General features: G+C 65.9%; 19 protein-coding genes. 11 read left to right on the forward strand and 8 right to left on the reverse strand.

The window, feature by feature from the left end:
- Window positions 1-97: 97 nt before the first annotated feature.
- Both otsB and NU1_RS33165 read right to left on the reverse strand, forming a co-directional pair.
- The gene (gene otsB / locus NU1_RS33160; protein WP_067527562.1) at window positions 98-4,075 is read right to left on the reverse strand and encodes a trehalose-phosphatase; all 3,978 of its coding nucleotides are present in this window, start codon (window positions 4,073-4,075) and stop codon (window positions 98-100) included.
- A 50-nt stretch (window positions 4,076-4,125) separates the two neighbouring features.
- Window positions 4,126-4,827 carry a TetR/AcrR family transcriptional regulator C-terminal domain-containing protein gene (locus tag NU1_RS33165; protein WP_067527564.1) on the reverse strand — a complete coding sequence of 234 codons (702 nt, stop codon included), beginning with the start codon at window positions 4,825-4,827 and terminating at the stop codon, window positions 4,126-4,128.
- A 107-nt stretch (window positions 4,828-4,934) separates the two neighbouring features.
- Between NU1_RS33165 and NU1_RS33170 the strand changes: the two genes are divergently transcribed.
- From NU1_RS33170 to NU1_RS33180, 3 genes are read left to right on the forward strand one after another with little or no spacing between them, the layout of a single operon-like run.
- Window positions 4,935-5,423, forward strand: coding sequence for a nitroreductase family deazaflavin-dependent oxidoreductase (locus NU1_RS33170; protein ID WP_157553348.1), 489 nt, complete (start codon window positions 4,935-4,937; stop codon window positions 5,421-5,423).
- A 31-nt stretch (window positions 5,424-5,454) separates the two neighbouring features.
- Window positions 5,455-6,423, forward strand: a complete 969-nt coding sequence (locus tag NU1_RS33175; protein WP_067527566.1) for an ATP-binding cassette domain-containing protein — start codon at window positions 5,455-5,457, stop codon at window positions 6,421-6,423.
- The gene (locus NU1_RS33180) at window positions 6,420-7,256 is read left to right on the forward strand and encodes an ABC transporter permease (protein ID WP_157553350.1); all 837 of its coding nucleotides are present in this window, start codon (window positions 6,420-6,422) and stop codon (window positions 7,254-7,256) included. Before NU1_RS33175 ends, NU1_RS33180 begins: the two co-directional genes overlap by 4 nt.
- On the opposite strand, the gene NU1_RS33185 is transcribed toward NU1_RS33180, so the two are convergent.
- Window positions 7,238-7,921 (reverse strand): histone deacetylase, encoded by a 684-nt coding sequence (locus NU1_RS33185; RefSeq protein ID WP_212761190.1) that lies wholly within the window; start codon window positions 7,919-7,921, stop codon window positions 7,238-7,240. The genes NU1_RS33180 and NU1_RS33185 overlap by 19 nt on opposite strands.
- A gap of 154 nt (window positions 7,922-8,075) precedes the next feature.
- On the opposite strand from NU1_RS33185, the gene NU1_RS33190 reads away from it, so the two are divergent.
- The 3 genes from NU1_RS33190 to NU1_RS33205 all read left to right on the forward strand — a co-directional run bounded on the left by NU1_RS33190 (window position 8,076) and on the right by NU1_RS33205 (window position 12,681).
- Window positions 8,076-8,600 (forward strand): DinB family protein, encoded by a 525-nt coding sequence (locus tag NU1_RS33190; protein WP_067527570.1) that lies wholly within the window; start codon window positions 8,076-8,078, stop codon window positions 8,598-8,600.
- Window positions 8,601-9,324: 724 nt separating this feature from the next.
- Complete coding sequence (locus tag NU1_RS33195; RefSeq protein WP_245720422.1) at window positions 9,325-10,452, forward strand: cytochrome P450 family protein; 1,128 nt, start codon at window positions 9,325-9,327, stop codon at window positions 10,450-10,452.
- Between the two features lie 468 nt (window positions 10,453-10,920).
- Window positions 10,921-12,681, forward strand: coding sequence for an acyl-CoA dehydrogenase family protein (locus NU1_RS33205; protein WP_067527574.1), 1,761 nt, complete (start codon window positions 10,921-10,923; stop codon window positions 12,679-12,681).
- 556 nt (window positions 12,682-13,237) lie between these two features.
- Here the strand turns inward: NU1_RS33205 and NU1_RS33210 are convergent.
- The 3 genes from NU1_RS33210 to NU1_RS33220 all read right to left on the reverse strand — a co-directional run bounded on the left by NU1_RS33210 (window position 13,238) and on the right by NU1_RS33220 (window position 15,022).
- Window positions 13,238-13,540, reverse strand: a complete 303-nt coding sequence (locus NU1_RS33210; RefSeq protein WP_157553352.1) for a hypothetical protein — start codon at window positions 13,538-13,540, stop codon at window positions 13,238-13,240.
- 187 nt (window positions 13,541-13,727) lie between these two features.
- Entirely contained in the window at window positions 13,728-14,189 is a 462-nt protein-coding gene (locus tag NU1_RS33215; protein WP_157553354.1) for a hypothetical protein, read from the reverse strand.
- Window positions 14,186-15,022: a hypothetical protein gene (locus NU1_RS33220; protein ID WP_067527580.1), complete on the reverse strand. Its 837-nt coding sequence runs from the start codon at window positions 15,020-15,022 to the stop codon at window positions 14,186-14,188. The genes NU1_RS33215 and NU1_RS33220 overlap by 4 nt, the downstream gene beginning before the upstream one ends.
- 463 nt (window positions 15,023-15,485) lie before the next feature.
- Between NU1_RS33220 and NU1_RS33225 the strand changes: the two genes are divergently transcribed.
- The 3 genes from NU1_RS33225 (at window position 15,486) to NU1_RS33240 (ending at window position 17,764) form a co-directional block, all read left to right on the forward strand.
- Window positions 15,486-16,289 carry a HEAT repeat domain-containing protein gene (locus NU1_RS33225; RefSeq protein WP_157553356.1) on the forward strand — a complete coding sequence of 268 codons (804 nt, stop codon included), beginning with the start codon at window positions 15,486-15,488 and terminating at the stop codon, window positions 16,287-16,289.
- Between the two features lie 193 nt (window positions 16,290-16,482).
- A complete protein-coding gene (locus NU1_RS41960) occupies window positions 16,483-17,082 on the forward strand; it encodes a Scr1 family TA system antitoxin-like transcriptional regulator (RefSeq protein WP_157553358.1) in 600 nt (199 codons plus the stop codon).
- 85 nt (window positions 17,083-17,167) lie between these two features.
- Window positions 17,168-17,764, forward strand: a complete 597-nt coding sequence (locus tag NU1_RS33240) for a GNAT family N-acetyltransferase (RefSeq protein ID WP_067527590.1) — start codon at window positions 17,168-17,170, stop codon at window positions 17,762-17,764.
- A 9-nt stretch (window positions 17,765-17,773) separates the two neighbouring features.
- Here the strand turns inward: NU1_RS33240 and NU1_RS33245 are convergent, their stop codons facing one another.
- Window positions 17,774-18,544 carry a class I SAM-dependent methyltransferase gene (locus NU1_RS33245; RefSeq protein ID WP_067527592.1) on the reverse strand — a complete coding sequence of 257 codons (771 nt, stop codon included), beginning with the start codon at window positions 18,542-18,544 and terminating at the stop codon, window positions 17,774-17,776.
- 283 nt (window positions 18,545-18,827) lie between these two features.
- Window positions 18,828-19,127 (reverse strand): hypothetical protein, encoded by a 300-nt coding sequence (locus tag NU1_RS33250; protein ID WP_067527594.1) that lies wholly within the window; start codon window positions 19,125-19,127, stop codon window positions 18,828-18,830.
- 32 nt (window positions 19,128-19,159) lie between these two features.
- On the opposite strand from NU1_RS33250, the gene NU1_RS33255 reads away from it, so the two are divergent.
- On the forward strand, window positions 19,160-20,875 hold the full coding sequence (locus NU1_RS33255) for an ABC transporter ATP-binding protein (RefSeq protein ID WP_067527596.1): 1,716 nt from the start codon (window positions 19,160-19,162) through the stop codon (window positions 20,873-20,875).
- Window positions 20,872-22,620, forward strand: a complete 1,749-nt coding sequence (locus NU1_RS33260; protein WP_067527598.1) for an ABC transporter ATP-binding protein — start codon at window positions 20,872-20,874, stop codon at window positions 22,618-22,620. Before NU1_RS33255 ends, NU1_RS33260 begins: the two co-directional genes overlap by 4 nt.
- The last annotated feature ends 71 nt before the right edge of the window (window positions 22,621-22,691 follow it).

Here is a 22,691-nt window from a genome sequence, read left to right on the forward strand (position 1 = left end):
GCATACCGTCACAACGGGGCTGCTCAGCGCGGTGGGGTCGGGGCAGGTTCGGGGATGTCGAGCACGGTGAGAAAGGCGGTCGCAGCGGGGGGCGCCGCTATACGCGACCGTCCGCGTCCGCCAGCCGGACGGTCTGGCCCGGGAACAACTGCGCCGTCTTTCCCCGACACTCGATCTCGATCGGGGGGACCTTGCCGGGATCGGCCCGGACCACCACGCCGACGGCGCTTACCTCGACGGTGAGTCGGTGGCCGCGATAGTCGATCGGGAAGGTCATGGCACCCAGTGCTTCCGGCCAGCAGGGGTTGAAGATAATGCGGTCGGCGCGCATTTCGAGGCCGGTGAGACAGCGTTGGACCAGATCGATGCTGCCTGCCATGGCACCGAGATGGATACCCTCCTCGGTGGTGCCGCCCTGAATATCGGCGATATCGGAGTCCAGGACGCTGCCGAAGAATTCCATCGCACGATCGCGGTTCGCCCGGGCCAGCACCCAGGCGTGTACCAGTGCGCTGAGCGTGGAACCGTGTGAGGTGCGGGCGAGATAGTAGTCGACGGTGCGCGGGATGAGATCAGGTGGCAGGTCATATCCCAACCGGGTCAACAGATTTCGCAGTTCATCGGCGGACAGCAGATAGAACAGCATGAGGACATCGGCCTGTTTGCCCGCGCGGTAGCGGTTGATATCGTCGTCCTCGGCTTCGAGGATGCGGTCCAGACGTGCGACGGAGTCGTATCGCTGCCGGTATTTCTCCCAATCCAATTCGGCCAGTTGCTCGTATCCGGCGAACTGGCTGATGACACCGTCGTGGAACGGGATGGCCATCCTGCGGCTGACATGCTCCCAGCGTTGCGGCTCGGACGGATTCACGCCGAGCGATTCCAGCAGTTGCGCGCGGGTGCGCGGCGCCAGCCGTTCCAGGGCGTCGAGGGCGCGCAAGATCACCCAGACCGCCATGGCATTGGTGTAGGCGTTGTCGTCGATTCCGCGGCCGGGGGCGTCGGGGTAGCCGGAGTGGAATTCGTCGGGCCCGATGACGCCGCGCAGATGATACCGGTCGGCGTCCGGGTCGTATTCGGCTTGGCTCACCCAGCAGCGGGCGATCTCCACCAGTATTTCCGCGCCGCGATCGGCCAGGAATTCGAGATCGCCGGTGGCCTGGTAGTACTGCCACACGGAGTAGGCGACGGCGCTGCCGCCATGGCGGGCACGGCTGCTCGGATCCGGATTCCAGCGTCCCGACAGGGGATTGAGGTGCATGCGCTGACTCTCCTCGCGCCCGTCGCTACCGGACTGCCAGGGGAACAGCGCACCCCGCAGCCCCGCTTCGGCGGCGGCGCGGCGGGCCTCGGGGAGACGGCGGTAGCGGTAGTGCAGTAGGGCGCGGGTCAAGGCGGGGAAGCGCGGAGTGAGGACCGGGAAGACGAAGAGCTCATCCCAGAACACATGGCCGCGATATGCCTCGCCGTGCAGGCCGCGCGCGGGAATACCGACATCGAGATCGGCGGTGTGCGGGGACAGCGTCTGTACGAGGTGCAGCAGATGCAGTCGCAGGACTCGGCGCGCGTTCTCCTGGTCATCGAGGTCTATGCGCAAACGTGCCCATAGATGCTCCCAGGCCGCGGTGTGGCCGGTCAGCAGATCGGTGAAATCACCGGTAGCCGTGAGCCAGCGCGCGGCCTCCTCATCGGGGGTCGAGATCGCCGGGTCGCGGCCGGTGAAGACGGTGACGATCTTCTCTACCGTCACCGTGTCGCCCTCGGCTACCTCGAGGCCCAGATGGTGCCCGACGAGGCCGTCGGCGTCGATGAATTCGGTTGCCGCCTCCACACTCTCCCCGTTGTTGCGCAAGCTCGTGCGCGCCGCCATGGCGACCGCGATGCGGGATTGGTTGGTGCGCACACCGAGTAGCACCGCTCCGGGGCCGAGCTCGGCCGTGCTCTCGTGGTCGAGATGTCGGTTGGACAGACCGTGGTAGCGGGCGACGCCGGAATTGCGCACCGCGGCGTCGAGAACTGAACGCACAATGAGTGTCCCGGACCAGTTTTCGGCGGTATACGTGGTTTCCAACGCGCACTGGTGCGGCTGATGCATGGCGACGAGGCGGCGCTGACACACCGTGGTGATGCGCCCGGCGGTGTCACGGATCCGGAACCGGCGCAGTAGGACCGCGCGGCGCAGATCCAATTGCTGGCGATAGGACAGGATTTCGGTGCCGTCGATATCGAACCAGTCGCCGTCATCGATGCGGAAGGTGAGTGGCAGCCAGTTCGGCAGGTTCACCATGCTCTCGTTATCGATGGTGTGCCCGGCGACCTCATCGAAGAGGCGATTATAGATACCGGCGAGATAGGTACCCGGATAGTGGTTCTCACCGGCCTTCGACTCCGGTGCCGCGCCGCGGGTGGCGAAGTAGCCGTTGCCGACGGTGCACAGGGCTTCGCGCAGCCGCTCCCGGGTCGGGTCGTAGCCGTCGTAGGTGAGCATCCAGGAATCGGAGGCGGCCGCGGATTCGCCGTCGCGCAGCAGGGCGGCGAGCCGGTCGAGGAAGTCGCGGACATGATGGGGGTCGGCCAGGGCGAAGCGGGCGGCGGTGCGGCGGTCACCGGTCTCGGCGTGCCGCACCACAATGGCGAGACCATCGGATTCCACGGCATCGAAGGCGTCCTCGTCGGTGAAATCATCGCCGATGTAGATGGGCAGGGCCGGGACGGTCAGGTGATCGAGGATCCAGCGCAGGGCGGTGCCCTTGTCCCAGTCCACATCCGGGCGCAACTCGACGACCTTGCGGCCGCCGGTGGCACGCAGGCCACGCTGGCGCGCCATATCGTTGACGGCGGTGATCACCGTGCCGACATGTGCGGCGGCGACATTGCGGTAGTGGACCGCGACGGCGAATCGTTTGTGCTCCACCATGACTCCGGTGATACCGGAGAGCTGCCCGCGCAGTTCGTCAGCCGACTCGGCGAGGGCACGCTCGGCGCCGGGCACGGCATCGTGCACATGCCGGGTGCCGTCCGGGGCGAGGAGTTCGAATCCGTGACTGCCGGCGTACCAGAGGCCGGGCAGGTCGACGTGTTCGCGCAATTCCTCCAGATCGCGGCCACTGACCATGGCGACCTGGCACCGGGTGGCCAGGTCGGTCAGCGCCTCGGCGGCGCCCTCCACCAGCCGAGCATCCGCCGGGTTCGGCACGATATCGGCGAGGGTCCCGTCGAAATCGAGGAGTATCGCGGTTTTTTCGGTATCGAGCAGATCGCCGATGTGGGACCAGGAGTCCAGTGCGTCAGGGATCTCCGACATTCGACGGAAGCTGTTGTGCACCCGCGTGCCCGCCAGATCGGCGACCACGATATTCGCGCCTCGCACTCGCAACCGTTCCCCGTCACCCGCGCGGTCGATCCCGATCACCATGTCGAAACCGCCGCGTCGCCCGGCTTCGACCCCCGCTTCGGCGTCCTCCACCACGACCGTGCGATCCGGTGTCGCGCCGAGACGGCGGGTCGCCTCCAGCAGCATGGCCGGGTCGGGTTTACCGGGCAGGCCGAGGTTTTCGGCCTCGACCCCGTCTACCCGGACCGGGAACAGGTCACCGACCCCGGCCGCCTCGAGCACCTGGGCGCAATTGCGGCTGGCGGAGAAGACGGCGACGCCGATATCGGCGGCTCGCAGTATGCGGACCAGTGCGACGGTGGACTCGAAAACTGGAACGCCGTCACGGGTGAGACGTTCGAGGAACATGCGGTCCTTGCGATTGCCCAGCGCGCATACGGTTTCCGCGTGCGGCGGGTCGAAGGGGTCACCCCACGGCAGTGAGATTCCGCGCGTCGCGAGGAAATCCGAGACACCGTCATAGCGCGGCTTGCCGTCCACACTGTGCAGATAGTCGGTATGGGTGAACGGCGAATGATCCTCTCCCGCCGCGGGTTCGCGTTCGGAGAGGTAGTCGTCGAATAGTTCTGTCCACGCCGCCGCGTGCAGGGACGCGCTGTCGGTGACGACCCCGTCCATATCGAAGATCACCGCATCGTGTCGGCGTGCGTCGATCAGCGCCACCGTCTGTTCATCCACCATATTCTCCAGGTTCGCCTCGGTATCGCGATCATTGAAGGAGTGGACAGCGGTCAGCTATCCGAAACGTCGGAGTGGGCGCGCAACCCGTCGAGGCCGTCGAGGATCAGGTCGAGCCCGAACTCGAACTCGCTCTGATCGTCACACCAACCCAGGGTCGTATCGGCGGCGTCGGCGTGGTTCGCATCGTTGGCGATCATGCCCGCGATATTCGGGAATCGGTCGGCCATGGCTGCGAGCATGGCGGTTCCCTCCTCGTCGCTCTGCTCTCCGGCGGATTGGAACAGTTCCTGTGTGAAGCCCAGTGCTCGGCTGCCGAGGGCATGCATGGCGTGATGGGCCAGGTCGTAGGAGAAGCCACCGAGCCGTAGGATCCCGATCACCGCGTCGAAATAGGTGATGAGCGAGAGCATCATCGGGGACCGCGTCCCGATCAGCGCCGGGGCCCACGGGTGCCGGAGGAGGATGGTGCGGGCGGTGAGAATGCGCTTGCGCAGCACCGGTTTCCACTCGGCGGGTGAGTCCGCGACCAGGGGTTCGACCGCCTGGTTGATCGTGTCCAGCACGACCTCGACCATGCCGTCGAGCAGTTCGGCCTTATTGGCTACGTGGTGATAGAGCGACATCGCCTCGACCTCGAGGTCGGTGGCGACATTGCGCATGGTGACCGCCTCGACTCCGTCGCGGTCGGCCCGGGCAACCGCGGCATGGAATATCTGCTCTCGGCTCAGGCGGCGTCGTTGATCGGTGACCATAGCAACCCAATTTACCGTACGCCGTAAGTTTCCAGCTCTTGACAGCCTTACGTTGTAATGCTTCCCTTACGTCATAAGACTTACGACGTAAGGGAAAGTGACGTGACATGTGGATATGGATTGCGATCGGCCTCGGCGCGCCGGCGGGATTGGTCCTGGGCTGGTTCTTATTCCTGGTGGTGGTGATGCGTACCGGCTCCGCTCGTGGGCTCGGGGTCGTCCGCCGCTTCAACCGGCGCGTCACGAACCGGCGCGTCATGAAGACCGCCGGTCGGCCCGGCGCCACTGCCTCGGTGATCCGCCACGTCGGCAGATCCAGCGGTAAGGCCTACGAGACACCGGTCGGCATTACCGAAGCCGGAGACAGCTTCTTGATTTCACTGCCCTATGGCACCAACCCCGACTGGCTGCGCAATGTGCTGGCGGCCGGAGCCGCCGAGGCGGTCCACGAGGGCAGGTCCTACCGGGTCACCGAACCCGAACTGGTCGCCGCCGCATCCGTTGCCCGGCAGCAGTCCCGTTCGGAACGTCTCGGGCAGTGGCTCTTCGGCGTGGATACGGTCCTGCGCCTGCGGCAGGCGGCGCTCGAACAGTGAACGCAAAACTTTCTACCTGGAAGGAAAGACCATGACCCAGTTAGCAATTCGCGCCGAAGGACTGCGCAAGCAGTTCGGTGACACCATCGCCGTCGACGGTGTCGACCTGACCGTGCCGGAGGGTGGTGTCTACGGGTTCCTCGGCCCGAACGGAGCGGGGAAGACCACCACCATCCGAATGCTCGCGACCCTGGTCCGGCCCACCGGCGGGCGGGCGTGGATCTTCGGTCACGATGTCGTCGCCGACGCTGACGCTGTACGCGGCCGGATCAGCCTGACCGGCCAGTACGCCTCGGTGGACGAGGATCTCACCGGTATGGAGAACCTGGTGCTGATGGGCCGACTGCTCGGCTATCGGCGCCGCGCCGCCGCCGAGCGGGCCCGCGAGTTGCTGGCCGCCTTCGGGCTCGAAGCAGCTGCAGACCGACAGGCCAAGCGCTATTCGGGAGGTATGCGTCGCCGGTTGGATATCGCCGCGAGCATCGTGGTCACGCCCGCGCTGCTGTTCCTCGACGAACCGACCACCGGACTCGACCCGCGCAGCCGCTCGCAGGTATGGGACGTCGTGCGGGCACTGACCGCCGATGGCACCACCGTCCTGCTCACCACGCAATACCTCGAAGAGGCCGATCAGCTCGCCGATCGGCTGGCGGTCATCGACCACGGCCGGGTGATCGCCGAGGGCACCACCGTCGAACTCAAGGAGTCCGTCGGCGCCGGGGCGGTCCATGTCCGGTTGCGGGATCCCGCTCGACGAGCGGACGCGGTGCGGGTGCTGGGTGCGGTGCTGGCCGTACCGGTCCACTGCGAGGAGGACCCGATGGTTCTGTCGGCCCGCCTGACCGACCCCGAGCGCGCCGGTGCCGCCCTCAGCGAGCTCGCACGCGCCGATATCGAGGTCAGCGATTTCAGTATCGGCCAGCGCAGCCTAGACGAAGTATTTCTGGCCTTGACCAGCGAGAACGCCAAATCCGCAGTCCCCGAGGAGATTCCGGCATGAATACGGTAGCCACCATAGCGACCGCCGATGCCGACCCGCTGCGGTCGGCGCAGTCGACCCGGGCACGTCCGGCCCGGCCCAGTGCCGGGGCGACCGCCCTGGCCTTCGTGTGGCGGGCGGTACTGCGGATCAAGCATGTACCCGATCAACTGTCCGATGTGACCGTGTTCCCGCTGATGATGCTGGTGATGTTCACCTACCTGTTCGGCGGTGCGCTGGCTGGCTCCACCGACGAATACCTGCAATCGGTCCTGCCCGGAATCCTCGTCCTGACCCTCACGATGACCACCCAGTCGACAGCGGTCGCGCTCAATGGCGATATCACCAAGGGGGTGTTCGACCGGTTTCGCTCGCTCCCGATCTGGCAGCCCGCTCCGCTGGTCGGGGCATTACTGGCGGATCTGGCCCGCTACACGATCGCGGCCGCGGTGATCGTGGGCGTCGGTGTGCTGCTGGGATTTCGTCCGGATGCCGGTGTGTCCGGCCTCCTCGCCGGGGTGGGACTGGTACTGCTGTTCGCCTGGAGCCTCTCGTGGATCTGGACGACGCTGGGCCTGCTGGCGCGCACCCCGGAATCGGTGATGTTCCTGGCCATCCTGGTGACCTTCCCGATGACCTTCGTCAGCAATGTCTTCGTCGACCCCGCCACCCTGCCCGGTTGGCTGCAGGCGTTTGTCGACGTCAATCCGATCACCCACCTGGTCACCGCCGTGCGCGGCCTGATGCACGGGCAGACCGCGACCACCGAGATCGGGTGGGTACTGCTGACCTGCGCCGTCCTCGTCGCGATCTTCGCTCCCGTGACCATGCGGCTCTACCACCGCGAACGGTGAGGGTTCAGCGGCCAGCCGCGTGCGCTGTGCTCGGCCGCCTCCGCGAGCGCGGCGAGTTCATCAGGTTCCCAATTCCCGTGCACACCGGGGAGTCCGGCCAGGTAGTCGAAGATCTGCCCGGCTCCCCACCGATGCGACTCCCGTAAGCCTCCGGCCAGCATCCCGAGGTATCGCGCTGCGGGCTTCCGCAGCGCGACAGTCGCGGTATCCCAGGGTGAAGTGAAGGTCAGCACGGGACATCCGTCGAGATCATCGACGTGGACCAGGGTTTCGTATCGCCCCGGCCCGAACTGCACCCGGCCCGCATGCAGCACCTCGTCGATATCGAACTCCGGTGCCTCGCCCGGGATTCGATACATCTCCTGCGTCAGGAGGTCGCTGAACTGCTGCCGGGTCAGCAGATACCCGCGGGCCGCCGTCCCCGTCGGCCATCCGTTATTCGGCTTGTCGGCGTAGAAGGCCACACCGCCCGTCCAGACCTGGCTCTGCCATGCGAAATAGACGGTCCCGGGCAGGGTGAGCGGTGTGGTCCGCACGGGTGGTGTGCGATCCCGAAAGCCGGGATAGGTGTGACCGGTTCCCGGCGGCGTCCCGCCCTCGAGGTAGTAGGCCAGCCTGCGGGCGTAGAGGTTGGAGCCGTAAGCGGCATACCAAACGTGAGTCAACGCGATTCCTCGAGCGATCTCGGGGGCGGACGGAAAACGCGAATCCATCCTCGCATGAGCGCACCGTTTCCGATCGCGGCGGGCCCGTCACCGATCGTGGAACACCCGGCGGAAATGCTTTGCGCCGCCGCCGTGGCGCTGGCAGGCTCGCCGGGTGTCCGTGAACCGATGTGAGCTGCTGCGTTGGCAATTCGACCTGACCTGGTCGCTCTTCGAGATCCACCTGGAGGCGTTACAGCCGGAGGATCACCTGTGGGAGCCCGTCCCGCTGGTGTGGACCGTCCGGCCGGACGCGCGGGGACAGTGGATTCCGGACTGGGCCGACACCGAGACCGACCCGATTCCGGTACCGACCATTGCCTGGATCACCTGGCACATCGGCTGGTGGTGGTCGGTCACGCTCGATCATCTGGAGGGGCGGAAACCACGGGAGCGCACCGAGATTCGGTGGCCGGGGGAGCGGAACGCGGTTGCCTGGCTCCGGGGGCTGCGCGCGCAGTGGTTGCGGCTGCTCGAAGGGCTCACCGAACCCGACCTGGACCGCCCCGCGCCCTTCCCATGGCCCGAGGATGCCGGTCTGACCGTCGCCCATACCCTCGCCTGGGTCGATGCCGAACTCATGAAGAACGTCAGCGAGATAGGTCAATTGCGGTTGTTGCGCGCGGCGAGTGACCGATGAAGCCTCGCCCCACTCCACCGTGCAGGCGGGCCGTCGGGGCGAGGACTTCCATCCGGATCGGGAACGGTGAGCAGCTGCACGAGCCCACCGCCCCGACCTCGCCACCCTAACCACACCCATCCGTCCGGTCGGTAGCTTCAGGCAAACCTCCTTCTGGCTATGACCTCCTGTGCCATAAACCGGTGACATCGCATGCCATACGGCCTGGTGACTCCCTGTCTCCCATCAGCATTCGTTACCGTTTGCGCGGGCGTCACGATCTCCGAGGCGCGGTGCACCGGCTCTCCCGGCTCGCCACCGCAACCGAACAGCAGCCGAGGGACACCATCGAGAAGGCCCGCACCCCCGGGAGACGCCGGGGTGAAGTCCCGCCCCGGTGGCGTTGTCGCACATCACGGGGCGGGACTCGCTCCGCATCGAATTTCTCCGCCACCGCAATCGGATTCAGTGGGCGGGCCGCGCATTGTGTCCGTCTGCTGCGGTGGCGACGGCGTTGTGCCGGTGCCACTTCGGTGTCTCACGGCGCTATGCGGCTCGAGGTCCCGCATAATCGGTCCCTTGGGTACTATTCTGCCGCAACCGATCTCAAGGAGACTACGTGTATCCGCAGCACGCGTATCAGGGTGCTACTTCCAGCTCGCAGTCCCCGATCGAGGAAATAGTTCCTCGAATCCCTATTTACAGTGCAGAGTTCGCAGCCGATCCCCATGGGGCCTACCGTCGGATGCGCAGCGAGTACGGATCGCTGGTGCCGGTCGAGATCTGGCCCGGAGTGCCCGCGACCCTCGTCATCAACTACGCGACCGCGGTGCGAATCCTCGGCGACCCCAACCATTTTCCGGCCGATCCGAGCACCTGGCAGAAATCCGTGCCTGCCGGCTGTCCGATCATGCCGATGGTCGAGGCCCGACCCAACGCCATTCGCACCAGCGGCGCGGCGCACACCCGCTACCGCACGGCGCTCAACGACGCCTTGGCCGGGATCGACCTGTACACGGTGCGATCCATGGTGGACCGCTCCGCTATCCCGCTGGTCAATACGTTCTGTGCGGACGGAAAAGCCGACGTGTTGAGCCAATACGCTCTCCCGCTTGTCTTCTCGGTCTTCTGCCAGATGCTCGGCTGCCCGCCGGATATCGGGGAGCGGGTCGCGGCGGCTTCGGCCGCGATGTTCGACGGCGTGGACACGGCCACGGTGAACGCGCAGATGGGCGAGGCATTGCTCGACCTCACGGCGCTGAAGCGGGCCGAGCCGGGCGATGACGTCACCACGAGACTGATCCAGCATCCCGTCGCATTGTCCGACGAGGAGATGGTGCATCAACTGGTCCTGTTGTTCGCCGCGGGTGTCGAACCGCCACTGAACCTCATCGCCAACACCCTGCTGTTGATGATGACCGACGGCCGGTTCACCAGCACCGTTCAAGAGGCCCCGCTGACAACGCGAACCGCGATCGACGAGCGGCTGGCAACGGATCCGCCCATGGCGAACTACTGCATCACCTACCCTCGACAGCCGACCCTGGTCGACGGAGTGTGGCTGCCGGCACATCAGCCGGTGGTGATCAGCATGGCCGCGTGCAATACCGATCCGCAGTTGAATACCGGTGTGTTCGTGAACAATGGCTGGAACTTGGCGTTCAGCACCGGCGATCACGCCTGCCCCGAGCACGCCCGGCCATACGGGGTTCTGCTCGCGCAGGACATCATTGATCAGCTCCTCGACCTCCTCCCCGACCTCACACTGGCGGTCGCCGAGGAGGACCTGGTGTGGCGTCCCGGGCCGTTCCACCGAGCATTGACAGAGCTGCCCGTGGTGTTCCCACCCGCTAGCCCGTTCGCGACCCTGTAGCTTCCTCAGTGCATCCGCGGTCCTGCGGGGCGACCACCGCACGGCTTGTAATCGTTCACCATTCGCCGTGAGTCGAATTGTGTAACAATACAATGCGTGACTGGGTCGATGGCGATTCTGCGGCAACACCGTTGCCGTGGAGTCGCGCGGCCGCAACGTCGGCTCGGCAGCAGCTGTCCGCCGCTGCACCGTCTGCGCGAACACACGGCCCGCATCGCCGACCGGACCGGATCGGGCGACCGTGGTTCGGAGGCACCGTCTCCGGTGTTCCCGCAGAACGGCATTGACGTGAAGGTGCGTGGTGCGTCGAGCTCTTGACAGGTGATCCCCGGCGTCCTGCTGCCGGTCCCCTCCAGTGTCCGCGAGCATGCGGCGTCGGCGGGTGCCGGTGTTTCGGATGTCGGCTGCGATGACCTTGCCCAACGGCGGAGGAGTCGCCGGTGGGATTTGAGTGAGTAGGAGGCGGTTATGGATACGCGCGGGTACACCGAAGGGACATCGCTGGCCGGGCTTCTCCGGCACGGCGGCCGGGAATTCCACCAGCAACTCCAGCAGGTTCTGAGCAACCCGGACTACTTCGTCACCGAGGAGATGGGCCAGAAACTGCGGCGGGAGAACGCCTATGACCAGCTGCGGTACCTGGTCAAGGAGATCGGCAGCACGCAGGCGGTCGCCACCGACCTCCCCAAGCTGTTCGCGGTATTCGACTGGTCGGCCGTGCTGGCGACGGACCTGATCCCGCTGATCTCAGGGCACTACAACCTGGCCTCCGGCAGCCTGGCCACCCTGACCGACTCCGACTCCGCCGCACCGTATCTGGAGGATCTCGACGACGCCTCCAGCATCGGAGTAATGCTGCTGACCGAATACGGGTGCGGTTCGAACATCCAATTCATGCAGACGACCGCCACCTGGGACGGCGAGGACGGGTTCGTGATCAACACCCCGACCCCCCGGGCGCGAAAGTTCATGCCCAGCGTCGGTATTCCGGTCTCCCGAGTCTGCGTCGTCGGTGCCCGCTATATAGATGCGGCGGGCGTGGATCAGGGTGTGCACCTGTTCGCTGCCCGGCTGCGCGGCGCCGACGGCGCACCGGCCCCCGGTGTGCGTATTACTCAGCTGGACCATCAACCGCTGGTCATCATGGACAACTCGGTTATCAGCTTCGACAATCTGCGGGTCGAGCGCAGTGCCTGGCTGAGCAACGACCTGGCCACCATCGACGACCAGGGTGTGCTGACCTGGCAGGACGACAGCAGCCGAAAGCGGTCCTTCGCGTCGGCGATCAGCCAGCTGACCGTCGGGCGGTTGGCGCTCTCGTCGTGCCTGAACGCCACTGCCCGTGCCTCGCTCTACCTCGCGCTGCGCTACGCCGCCAACCGGGTAGTGCCGCTGACACCCACCGACAGCCCGCTCATGCTCGATCTACCGCACGTTCGCGACACCCTGCTCACCGACCTGGCCGGCACCGTGGCGCGCACGATCTACGGGAACGCCATCAAAACCTCCCTCGCCAACAGTGACCTCACCGACCGCGACACCGTCGTATCGGTGATGCTCGCCAAGCACTTCATCCAGCTGCACGCACTCGACACGGTGACCCACTGCCGCATCAAGATGGGCGCCCAGGGCATGTTCAGTGCCAACCGAGTCGCCGACTACCTCGGCGTCTGTCACGCGGCCATCACCGGCGAGGGCGACTGCCACGTACTCGGGTCCGTCGCCGGCCGCGTCCTGGCCAAACATCTCGCAGGCAAACCGACACCCGAACCCGGCCTGCACGACCCCGCCGACCGCTTGGGCCTGCTCAACGCACGCACCCTGACGATCGTGCACGAGGCACAGCAGTACCTGACCACACCCGATCTCACCGACCGGTTGGCGGTCATTCCGGACGCACTGAGCCTCGCCGAGGCATATTGCGCCGAAGAGGCATTGCAGTTGCTCCACCTACATGCCGATCACGCCGAAATCGCCGCCGTGCGTGATGTTTTCGCACTCCACCACCTCGACCAGCATGCCGCCTGGTACCTCACACGCGGTCTGCTCGACATCGCCGGCGCCCAATCGATCAAACAGCAACTGCGCCTCGCCATCGACACCCTCGCTCACCACCTACCCCGACTACTGGACGCCTTCGAGTTCGACGATGAAATTCTCGGTGCACCAGTGCTTTCCGAGGATCTACCGGCCGCGTGGGACTCCCGCTGCACATCTACGGGGGAGTGATCCCGGCACCGTAGCGCTGGTTGGGGCACCCGACGGGTGCCCCAACCAATGCTTGGCCGAGCGCATGCCTCGGGCCCATCGTGCAGGCCGACCCCCGAGACGCATACTGCGATGGTGGTTGCGGACCCCCGCACCCATCACGCGGTGGTTTCTCGGCGTTCCGGCTTGGGCGAGCGCGAAGGCGATGCGGGATGCCGACCATTTGTGCTCGCGCCGCATCAGCTCGATCTGTTCCACGAGCCGCCCCGGCGGAGCAGATGGTTGCCGGAGCGGAGACGATGAGCGATCTCTCACCGGCCTCAAATCAGTTCCGTCACCGGTCCTTCGTGCACGGCCCGGTAGATCCTGTTGCGGATCGCGTTGGCCTGGTCCGAGGTGAGAGTGCGGTCGATGGGGCGCAGCACGATAGCCACCGTGGATGGACTCCGTTCACCTCGTTGGCCCTGCCCACCCTGCGACATCACGACATATCTACTGGCGAAGCGGAACTCGCCGCCATCCCATCGCTTCGTTCAGGTGTCCGCACCGGCTTCGCCGTACGGATCCAGTCGTACGTTTAGAGCTGATCCTCCCAGAGGGTTGTCTGCTGGTGAGTGTTGCGTCGGCGAGCGGGTCTGTCGAGGGTGAGCTCGTTGGGGGAGAACGCGAGTGTGTCGGTCGATCCGCTAGGCCGTACCCGCAGGAAATCGGGCTCGGCGCGATCGGCGACCGCGACGACTTTGCCGGATCGGCCTTCGTCGATACCGACCGCGGCGGCGGTGAACCAGACGGTCGGTGCGCCACCTGCGTCTATCTCAGCGGAGAGTCGCTCGATCTCCGCGTCGGACAACGAGTTCGGTGCGGGACGCGGCGAGGACATGGTGCGCTCCAAGCGGGGGAGAGAGATGAGTGGATACTTCCGAGCGTGCGGGGGATCGAAACCGCACATCCTATTGCCGGTCGATGTGAGGCGCACAGCGACCGGCGCTTATAGGTTAGGCCCAAGCGTCGCAATGCGTTTGCCCTCGGGAAGGTGCGGGTGACCCCCGTTGTCGGGTTGCGTTGCCTCACACTCTGTTTCGAAACCATCGCCTGCCAGCGAGGACAGCGACCGTCACGAGCAGCGCCACCGCTACCCAACCAACGATGAAGTACACCAGCCAGCCCGGACTGTCGGTGACCGCGACATCGCCGCGGACGCGCATGGCGACAACCGACCCGGCAGGGCGGGGTCCTTTGACGCCGTCGAGCAGTCCGGATCCCTGCCGACCATCGTTGAGGGTCCACGTCCCTGCGCACGTATACCCGTATTTCGGTCGTTCAGGGTTGCGCATCCAACAGTCGCGGACACTCACGGCGACCGGTTCGCCGGTGAGGTAGACCGTGACATTTCGGTAGGAGCCGGGAACCATCGCAGCCAGGACGATCAGGACGGCCACGGCGGCCACCGCCAGCTTCTCCGGCCAACTCCGCCGTCGCCACCAGGGATCCTCGGCGCGAAGTTCTGCCCGCGTGTGCCGCACTCTCACGACGGCGTCGCGACGCAGTCGTCGCGGTGTCGATCAAACAGCTCGTAGGCACCGGCGCGGGCGACCGCGCGGCCGTCACCGAGTTCGGGGCGGCACTCGGGATGGTCGTAGTAGAAGCGCAGCAACCAGTACATGGCGGGCGCTCCGGCGGCGATGAACCGGGCATCGACGCACACCGTTCGTGGTTCGTACTGCCGCGCCGAACGCGCCTTCAGTTTCACCAGGCCTCCACCGCGGGAGGCGATGGCCTCGATCGCTGTGATGTCCTTCCACGCGACAGTGGTAGAGAACGGGAGCGCGCCGCGCGGGAACGTGATCGCACGAGGTGTCAGCGTGATGCGCCGTACCGACCTGTTGACCAGGAATACCGGCAGATACAGCACCGACCACACCACGATGCCCGCGATAATGAACGGAGCCGGTGCTCCCTGACTAGTATCCGCGGGGAGATCGCCGAGGACGTCGCCGACCAACAGCGTCAACCCTGACACAATCAGGCAGCCATAGAGGCCCGCAGTGGTTGCCGTCGCCGCGTGGGTATGACCCACCACGGTGCGGCCGGGCGCGGACTCCATCCGGTCGGTGTCGATGTGTAGGTTGTCGCGAGTGAGCTGCCGGACCGGAACGAATGCGCAGAAGCACAGGAACAGGATTCCGGAGGAAATCAGGAACACGGTGGTGGGCAGACGGTATTGCTCGGTCGATCGTAGGCCGTGAACGATCAGGAACAACCCGATGGGACAAATCGTCACCAGGGCAAGCCATTCCGTGCCGGACACCTCTTCGCGCCACCCCTCCGGTATCGGGTAGTACGTTCTCTTCGACTGCGGCATCGCCGCCCCTCCCTGCCCCGCATGATCATTCGATGTGGCGCACTCATTGTCGTGCACCCACCCCTCGCCAACGATGCCGGGCACACCGGCCGTGGGACCCGCAGTGGTGCAACGGGTTTCTCTGGGTAGCTTCTGGCGCTGACTGCGTGTGCCCAGCATCGGTGACCTTGCGCGGGTGACTCACTCCGGCGCGATCACTTCCACCTTTCGGGCTGAACAATGTGTCGGATAGATCTTGTGGGTCGTCATGTCCACGGCGATCCCCCTGTGCAATTGCCGGTGCTGGTTCAGTCGGACAGACGTGAGGCGGTGATCTCGCGGGTTCGTGCGTCGATCATCGTGACGCTTAGCGAAGCTCCCGCCACACGGCAGACGACTCCCGCATCCGCGTCAGCTCACATCGCACAGCCTCCGTCACCGACCGCAAACCCGGGGCGTGCGTACCGGCGGGTACCGTTGGGCGGTGAATCCAGCTGATGCGCGACGCCTCAAAGACGGCGATCTCGAGACCCGCGAGGAAAATCTGCGACTCCTGCTCGTACGGGCCGGTGAGGGCGACGCATCCGCCAAGGAAGCACTGTGCGCGGTCGTCCGCGACTATCCCGAGTATCACCGGTCGCTGTACAGCCGGGCGTTGAACCGGGCGGCGGTCTTCGGCGACGACACTCTGAAGCAACCGCTGCTCGCGTCACTCGCCGACACTCGGTACAACTGTCAGGCGTGGGCGGCGATGGGCTGCGCGGCGCTCGGCTTCCGCGATGCGGTTCCCGGCTTGGTCGCCATGCTGGACCACTCACAGGAGATGGCCCGAGAACAAGCGGTGATCGCGCTGGGCACGCTCGGTGACGAATCGGTTGTCCCGGCGCTCACGCCTCTGCTGCGGGACTCGATCGCGGGAATGCGCGAACGTACGGCCGAGGCTCTCGGCATGATCGGCGGCGATGCGGCACTGGCTGCACTCTGGAACGAATTCGAGCACCGCCAGTACTTCCGCATCGGCTATATCGCCAGCGCGCTGGCCAAATTCGCCCCGGACGTCATTCCGAGGCTTTGTGAGGCGGCGAACAGCGACGACCCAGATCAGCGGTACTGGGCGGCCGTCGCGCTCGGTTCGACCGGCGACGATCGTGCGGTGCCGACGCTGGAACGGTTGATGGCCCACGACCGGGGTTCGACAGTCTTCGACGGGATGGTGAGCGTCGCCGCGAAGAAGGGCTTGCGTACGCTACGGCGAATCCAAGCCGCCATCGCGGCCCGCGAATCCTGAAAGTGCGGCTGGCGCAAGCCAACTCCGTCGGGTTCGGGGCGCTCCACGCATGGTATCGCGTGGTCAATCCGAGCGCTTATCGCTGCCTACCGCGCGGTATATTGTCGTGGCCGTTCACTGTGACGTTCCCGTTGTCGTGCGCCCGCCCTTGCGGGCAGGGCTCCCTCAACTGATCATTGCGCACATTCCTCCGTTGCTCGTCTTCCTCGCGGAGAAAGGCCACGTTGCCGCACAGTGCAGCATTGGCATCCTCGGTGTCGATCCACCGGGCAAAGGTGTTCTCGCCGTCGACGGTGTTCACATCGGCTATCCGAACCAGCTCAGCCGGGACACGGCCGCCGAGGAAATGTGCTTCACTCGGTACGAACACCGCCTCGGCATCCGTACGGCGGACACTGTCGATCAATCGGGCGATCCGGTCCTCGGTCCCGTAACCGAGCACAATGGTTTTGGCGTAGCCATAGCCGAATCTGGCGGCGAGACTTCTGATGTAGGGGTCGGCCCTGGGCGCGGTGCCCGAGCCATGTCACTGCCACGCGTCGTACTCGGAATCGTCCCCACCCAGTCCGACTACCTTGTGCCGCAATCAAACTTCTGCATGTTCGACCGCAAGAAGGTGCTGGTGGAAACAATCACCGCCGAACTCACCATCACTCAGCCACGCGAACTCGCTTTGTATGAGAAGACATTTCGCACCCTTGCGGACCAAGCCGCGATCGGTAAAGCGGCCCGCGGCTTGGTCCGCAAATCCATCGAAGCTCGATGTGAGAAATCCGAGAAGCATGACGCGTGATAGCCAACTCCTGGTGTACGGCTGAACCGCTGTCGCGTGGGCTGCGACCTTGACGTGCGGCAGCATTGTCGGAGGACCATTGTCCATGATTCGCGCTCTGTCGACGCCCGCCGCTATCGCCCCCGGAACCGTGTCCGGCTCCCCTCAACCCAGACTGCCCGCCACCGGGAACCTGCTGCTTCGTCCCTGGGAGTCGGCCGACATACCATCATTCCTCTCCGCGTACCAGGATGGCGAGACTCGTCGCTGGCACACGCGACGGCCCTCCACCGAGACCCAAGTCCGGGAATGGTTCGACGCCTACCGCCAGGACTGGCAACAAGAGAGGGGCGGCCACTGGGCTATTGCCGGCGATGGCGACGAGACGCTCGGACGGATCGCGCTGTGCGGGCTGAATTTCGACGACGGTGTCGCCGGCGTCAGCTACTGGGTACTCCCGGCTGCTCGTGGCGCAGGTGTCGCCTCGCGCGCCCTGTCTGCGCTCACTGCCTGGGCACTGGACGAGATCGGCTTCCACCGCCTGCAACTCGACCACTCTACGCGCAACCATGCTTCGTGTCGGGTCGCCATGAAATCCGGCTATCTCCTGGAGGGCGTCATGCGCAGCGCCGCTGTGCATGACGACGGCCGCCATGACATGCACCTACACGCCCGCATCCGTGGCGACTGCGCCGATAGATAGTTGCTGCGCTCAGTTGACGACAGCGCGAATAACCTTGGTGCGCAGTGGCATTTCGAACTCGCCGGTGCCGGTTTCGGGACGGCCTCGCAGAAATGATCTGATCCGTTCGAGCACTTCGGTGCGCTCTGCGGCCGAGATGACCAGCGTGTGTGAGTGGGTTCCGATCGTAGCGGTGAGGCTTTCGACCGTTCGGCGATGCGAGTGGGGGAAACCGTTCCGCTCGAAGGGGCGAAACAGCGGGTGTGCTGGCAGCTCATGCTCTGGTCGGTGTTCGAACGACACCCGAGTGCGCGATATCCGGTCCAGTTCGGCAACCCACTCAATCGAAATGTCATTGGCGTTCCAGAGAGCCGCGACTACCCCTCCAGGGCGCAGGACCCGGGCGATCTCCGGAAACGCCAGTGACAAATTGAACCAGTGGAGGGCCTGCCCCACCACGACCGCATCCACTGAATCATCCGGCAGTGGAATAGATTCCGCTGTGCCCACCAACGTCGGCACCTCCGGGTACCGCTGCCGAAGCGTGGCCCGCATCGCCGCATCGGGCTCCACCGCCCGCACCCGCACCCCCGCCGCGAGCACCACACCCGTCAACTTGCCCGTGCCCGCACCGAGATCGAGAACCTCCGGCCCGGTCCTGTCGACCACCGGCTCCAGCGCCCAGCGCACGGCCGTAATGGGATAGTCCGGTCGGTGCTCGTCGTAGGTCTCAGACTCGGCGCCGAACGAACTCGCCCGGCGTGCCCGCAGGTCGGAATCGTCGCCTCCCCATTCAGTCACTCGGCCATGCTAGGCCGCCGGAGCGAAGCAGGCGTCAGCGCTCGGGTTCGGTCAATTGTTGGAATGCCGCGGCAATGTGGTCCATTCGCGCATCCTCGAGTTCGGGACGGGGGTAAGGCCCACACCTTCGCTCACCCGCGAACCATGTCGGCGCAGAGCAGAGCCGGAAGGCGAGATCCGAGGCTTATAGCGGGTTCTCCGAGATAGGCCGACGCAGTCTGTACGGGGCGGCACGCATTTTTCACACAGCCTTCCTGGAGGCAGGACTGGCCGACGAGCTGCGCTACGCAATCGCACCGCCGCTGATCGATTGGCGCTGGCCGGGGTCGAGGCGCGCGGCGACCTGTGCGAGCCATTCTCGGTCCCAGGTGGGGCGGCCGGTCCGCAGGTCGTTCAACAGGTTCTCGGTGCAGCGCAGTCGACCGCCGCGCAAAGACTGGTGGCGAGACATATTCAGACCCTGTGGTATTCGGGAGCAGCGAAAGTACGGAACATCGACTTGGGAGAAGGCCGCAGCGCCGGCATTACTTCCCCGGTGCCGGGTGCCCAGTGCTATCGCCGCATCGATGATCAGCAAGATCATGGGGTTACCCGGTAGATGCTTACAGTGAAGGGGTGGCTGACGCTTTCCTCGCGCCAGGTCCGCGAGATGTAGCCGGGCCGGGGCGGTTTCTGTGGTGGCTGGTCATCAGCCAGAAGTGGCGGATCGCACTGGGGGCGACCTTGGGCACGATATGGATGGTGTCGCTCGCGGTCCCGCCCTATGTGCTGTCCCGTGCGATCGACGATGGACTGGTGGCCGGTGATCCGGACGCACTCGCCCGTTGGACCGCAACGGGTTTCGCTGTCGCCGTCGCGATCGCCGGTTCCGGCATCGCCCGACATCGGACCATGACCAAGGTCCGCATGGACGCCGCCGACCGCACTACTCGGGCGACGGTGCACCGCAGCGTATATCTCGGCAACTCGCTAGCACGCACGCTGGGTGCGGGCGAGGTCACCACCATCGGCACGGCCGATGTGCAGATCATCGCGCAGTCGCTGACGATCACCGGGCCGGGTGTCGGCGCGGTGATCGCCTATCTCGTGGTGGCCTTTGTGCTGCTGTCGATCTCGCCGCTACTCGCACTGGTCGTGCTGTCTGGGGTGCCGTTGATCATCGGGATCATCACGCCGTTGCTGCGCCGGATCCAGCATCACGGTCGGGGATATCGGGAACATCAGGGTGCTTTGACCGAGCGGCTCGCCGACGTGCTCAACGGGTTGCGGGTTCTCAACGGGCTGGGCGGCAAGGGGCGGTACGCGGCTCGCTTCCACCGTGAGTCGCAGGAACTCATCTCCAAAGGTGAGCGCGTCGGCGTCGTGGCCAGCTGGGTCGACGCCCTCGCCACGGGCTTGCCGATGCTGTTTCTGGCGCTCGTCACCTGGCTGGCCGCCCGGATGACGGCCAGCGAGGCGATCAGCGTCGGTGATCTGGTCGCCATCTACGGCTACACCGCCATGCTGGTCGTGCCGGTCGGATTCCTCATCGAGGGTGGCAACGGCATCGCCCGCGCCAGGGTAGCGGCAGACCGGGTGGTCCTCCTGCTGCGGCTGAGCAACGAACACGACAATGACGGGATCACCGATATCGCGCCGGAATCTCCTGCGGTGCTGCGGGATCCGGATTCCGGCATGATTGTACTTCCGGGACTGTTCACCGCACTCGCGTGCGCCGCACCGGCGGACGGCGTCGGGATCGTCGACCGGCTCGGCCGGTTCGCACTCTCGGATACGATCTGGGGCAGCGCCCGGATCGACACGGTGGCGCTGGACTCGGTCCGCTCACGAATCCTGGTCGCCGACAACGACGCCCACCTGTTCACCGGATCGGTCCGCGAGATTGTCGCGGGCCGCTACGACTCGAGCGACGAGCGGATCCGTGCGGCGATCCATACTGCGGCCGCCGACGATATCGTCGATGCGCTGCCGCAGGGTCTGGACGCGGTGGTCGGACCGAAAGGCCACAACCTGTCCGGTGGGCAGCGGCAACGACTCCGGCTCGCCCGCGCCCTGTATGCCGCGCCCGAGGTGCTGCTCGCGGTCGAACCCACCTCCGCGGTGGACGCACACACCGAGGCGCGGATGGTGGCCAGGCTGGCTACCGCCCGCCACGGCACAACTACCGTTCTCGCCACCACGTCACCGATCGTGCTGCATCGCGCCGACCTGGTGTGCTACGTGGTCGACGGCCGGGTCGCCGCGACCGGCACGCATCAACACTTACTCGATACCGAGCCGGGCTACCACCGTCTGGTCACGCGCGGCACCGAGGCACCGGCGCTGCGATGACTACCCAGCTTCCGGTCGCCGCCGCCGCCCGTGTCCGGCGGGCCGCCTGGCGGGAAATACGCTCTGACCGCGCACTTTTCAGCACCGCCATGGTTACGACCATGCTCGCCGCCGGGGCCGGGCTGCTGATGCCGCTGCTGCTCGGGCGCATTGTCGACGCGGTCAGCAACACGCCGGGGCGTGCGGTGATTGCGGCAGTGGATCGACTCGCCGTGGCAATCCTGGTTGTAACAGTGGCTCAGATGGTGCTGCTACGTTACGCGCAGCTGCTCTGTTATCGCTTCGGCGAGCGGGCGGCCGCACGGATCCGCGAGCGGTTCCTCGATCGCACGCTCGCGCTGCCCGGCGCTCTGGTCGAGCATGCGGCCACCGGAGATCTGATCACGCGTGGGACCGCAGACGTGAACGCGGTCGCCCTCATGCTGCGCAGCATGGCACCCCAGATCTTCCTGGCGACCATTCAGTTGGTGTTCCTTATGGCCGCGGTGTTGCTGCTCGATCCGATGCTCGGCGCTTTCGGGCTGGGCGCGTTGGTCATCGCCGTCTTCGCATTGCGTTCCTACCTGCGCCGGGCCGAGGCCGCCTATCTGCGGCAGGCGACGGCCGCCGGGGACGTCAATGAGGTGGTCACGACCACCGCGCAGGGAGCGCGGACCGTCGAGGCATTCGGGATGGCGCGACTCCGCATCCGGGCGGCGGATGCCGCGATCGCGGAGAGCAGGCAGGCGCGGCTGTCGACCCTGAGGCTGCGCACCCGGCTGTTCCCGGTGGTGGAGATCGCTTGTGCGCTACCGGTGGTCGGCGTGCTGCTGCTCGGCGGCTGGTTGCACCGCAACGACATGATCGCCCTGGGTACCGTCGTCGCTGCCACGCTCTACCTGCAGCGACTGATCGATCCGCTGAACTTGTTCATGATGTGGCTGGACCAGATCCAAAGCGCCATGGCCGCATTCGCCAGAATCGAGGGAATCGGCGCGGCGCGAACGACGCGAGCCGATCTGGGCCCCTCGGCGACCGCCGAGCCTGCCGATGACCGAATCGTCTGCGCCGACGTGCATTTCGCCTACGGCAACAGCCGTGTCCTGCACGGCATTGACCTCGACATCCGGCCCGGCGAACGGCTCGCTATTGTCGGGCCCTCCGGTGCGGGCAAATCCACCCTGGGCCGACTGCTCGCGGGGATCGAGGCACCCGACCGCGGTGCGATCACCGTCGGCGGCGTGCCGATCGCCAAGCTCGCCCCGGATCGGCTACGCCGTCAGGTCATCCTGATCACCCAGGAACACCACGTCTTCAACGACACCCTGCGCGAGAACCTGCGCCTGGCCGCCCCCACCGTCACCGACGCCGAGCTGACGACAGCCCTCGCGGCAGTCGGTGCGAGCTGGGCCACGGAGCTGCCGGACGGTCCCGATACCCTGCTCGACGGCCAGCATCGGCTCGATAATGCTCAGGCACAGCAACTTTCGCTAGCTCGCGTGCTGTTGGCCGATCCGCACACGCTGATCCTGGACGAGGCCACTGCGATGCTCGATCCGACCACTGCCCGCGATACCGAACGCAGCCTGGCCGCCATCCTGTCCGGCCGGACAGTCATCGCCATCGCCCACCGTCTGCAGACCGCCCACGACGCCGACCGCATCGCAGTCATGGAGGACGGCCGCATCATCGAGCTCGGCACCCACACCGAACTGCTCGCCCGGCGCGGGAGTTACGCCTCCCTCTGGCGCGCCTGGCACGGCTGACCATGGGCGTCGCCAATCGGGGAACCATGCGCTACCGATCTGAGAGGACGAGCGCTACGACTGCCGGTTCG

This window comes from Nocardia uniformis NBRC 13702 (genome assembly GCF_001613345.1).
GTDB classification, from domain to species: domain Bacteria; phylum Actinomycetota; class Actinomycetes; order Mycobacteriales; family Mycobacteriaceae; genus Nocardia; species Nocardia uniformis.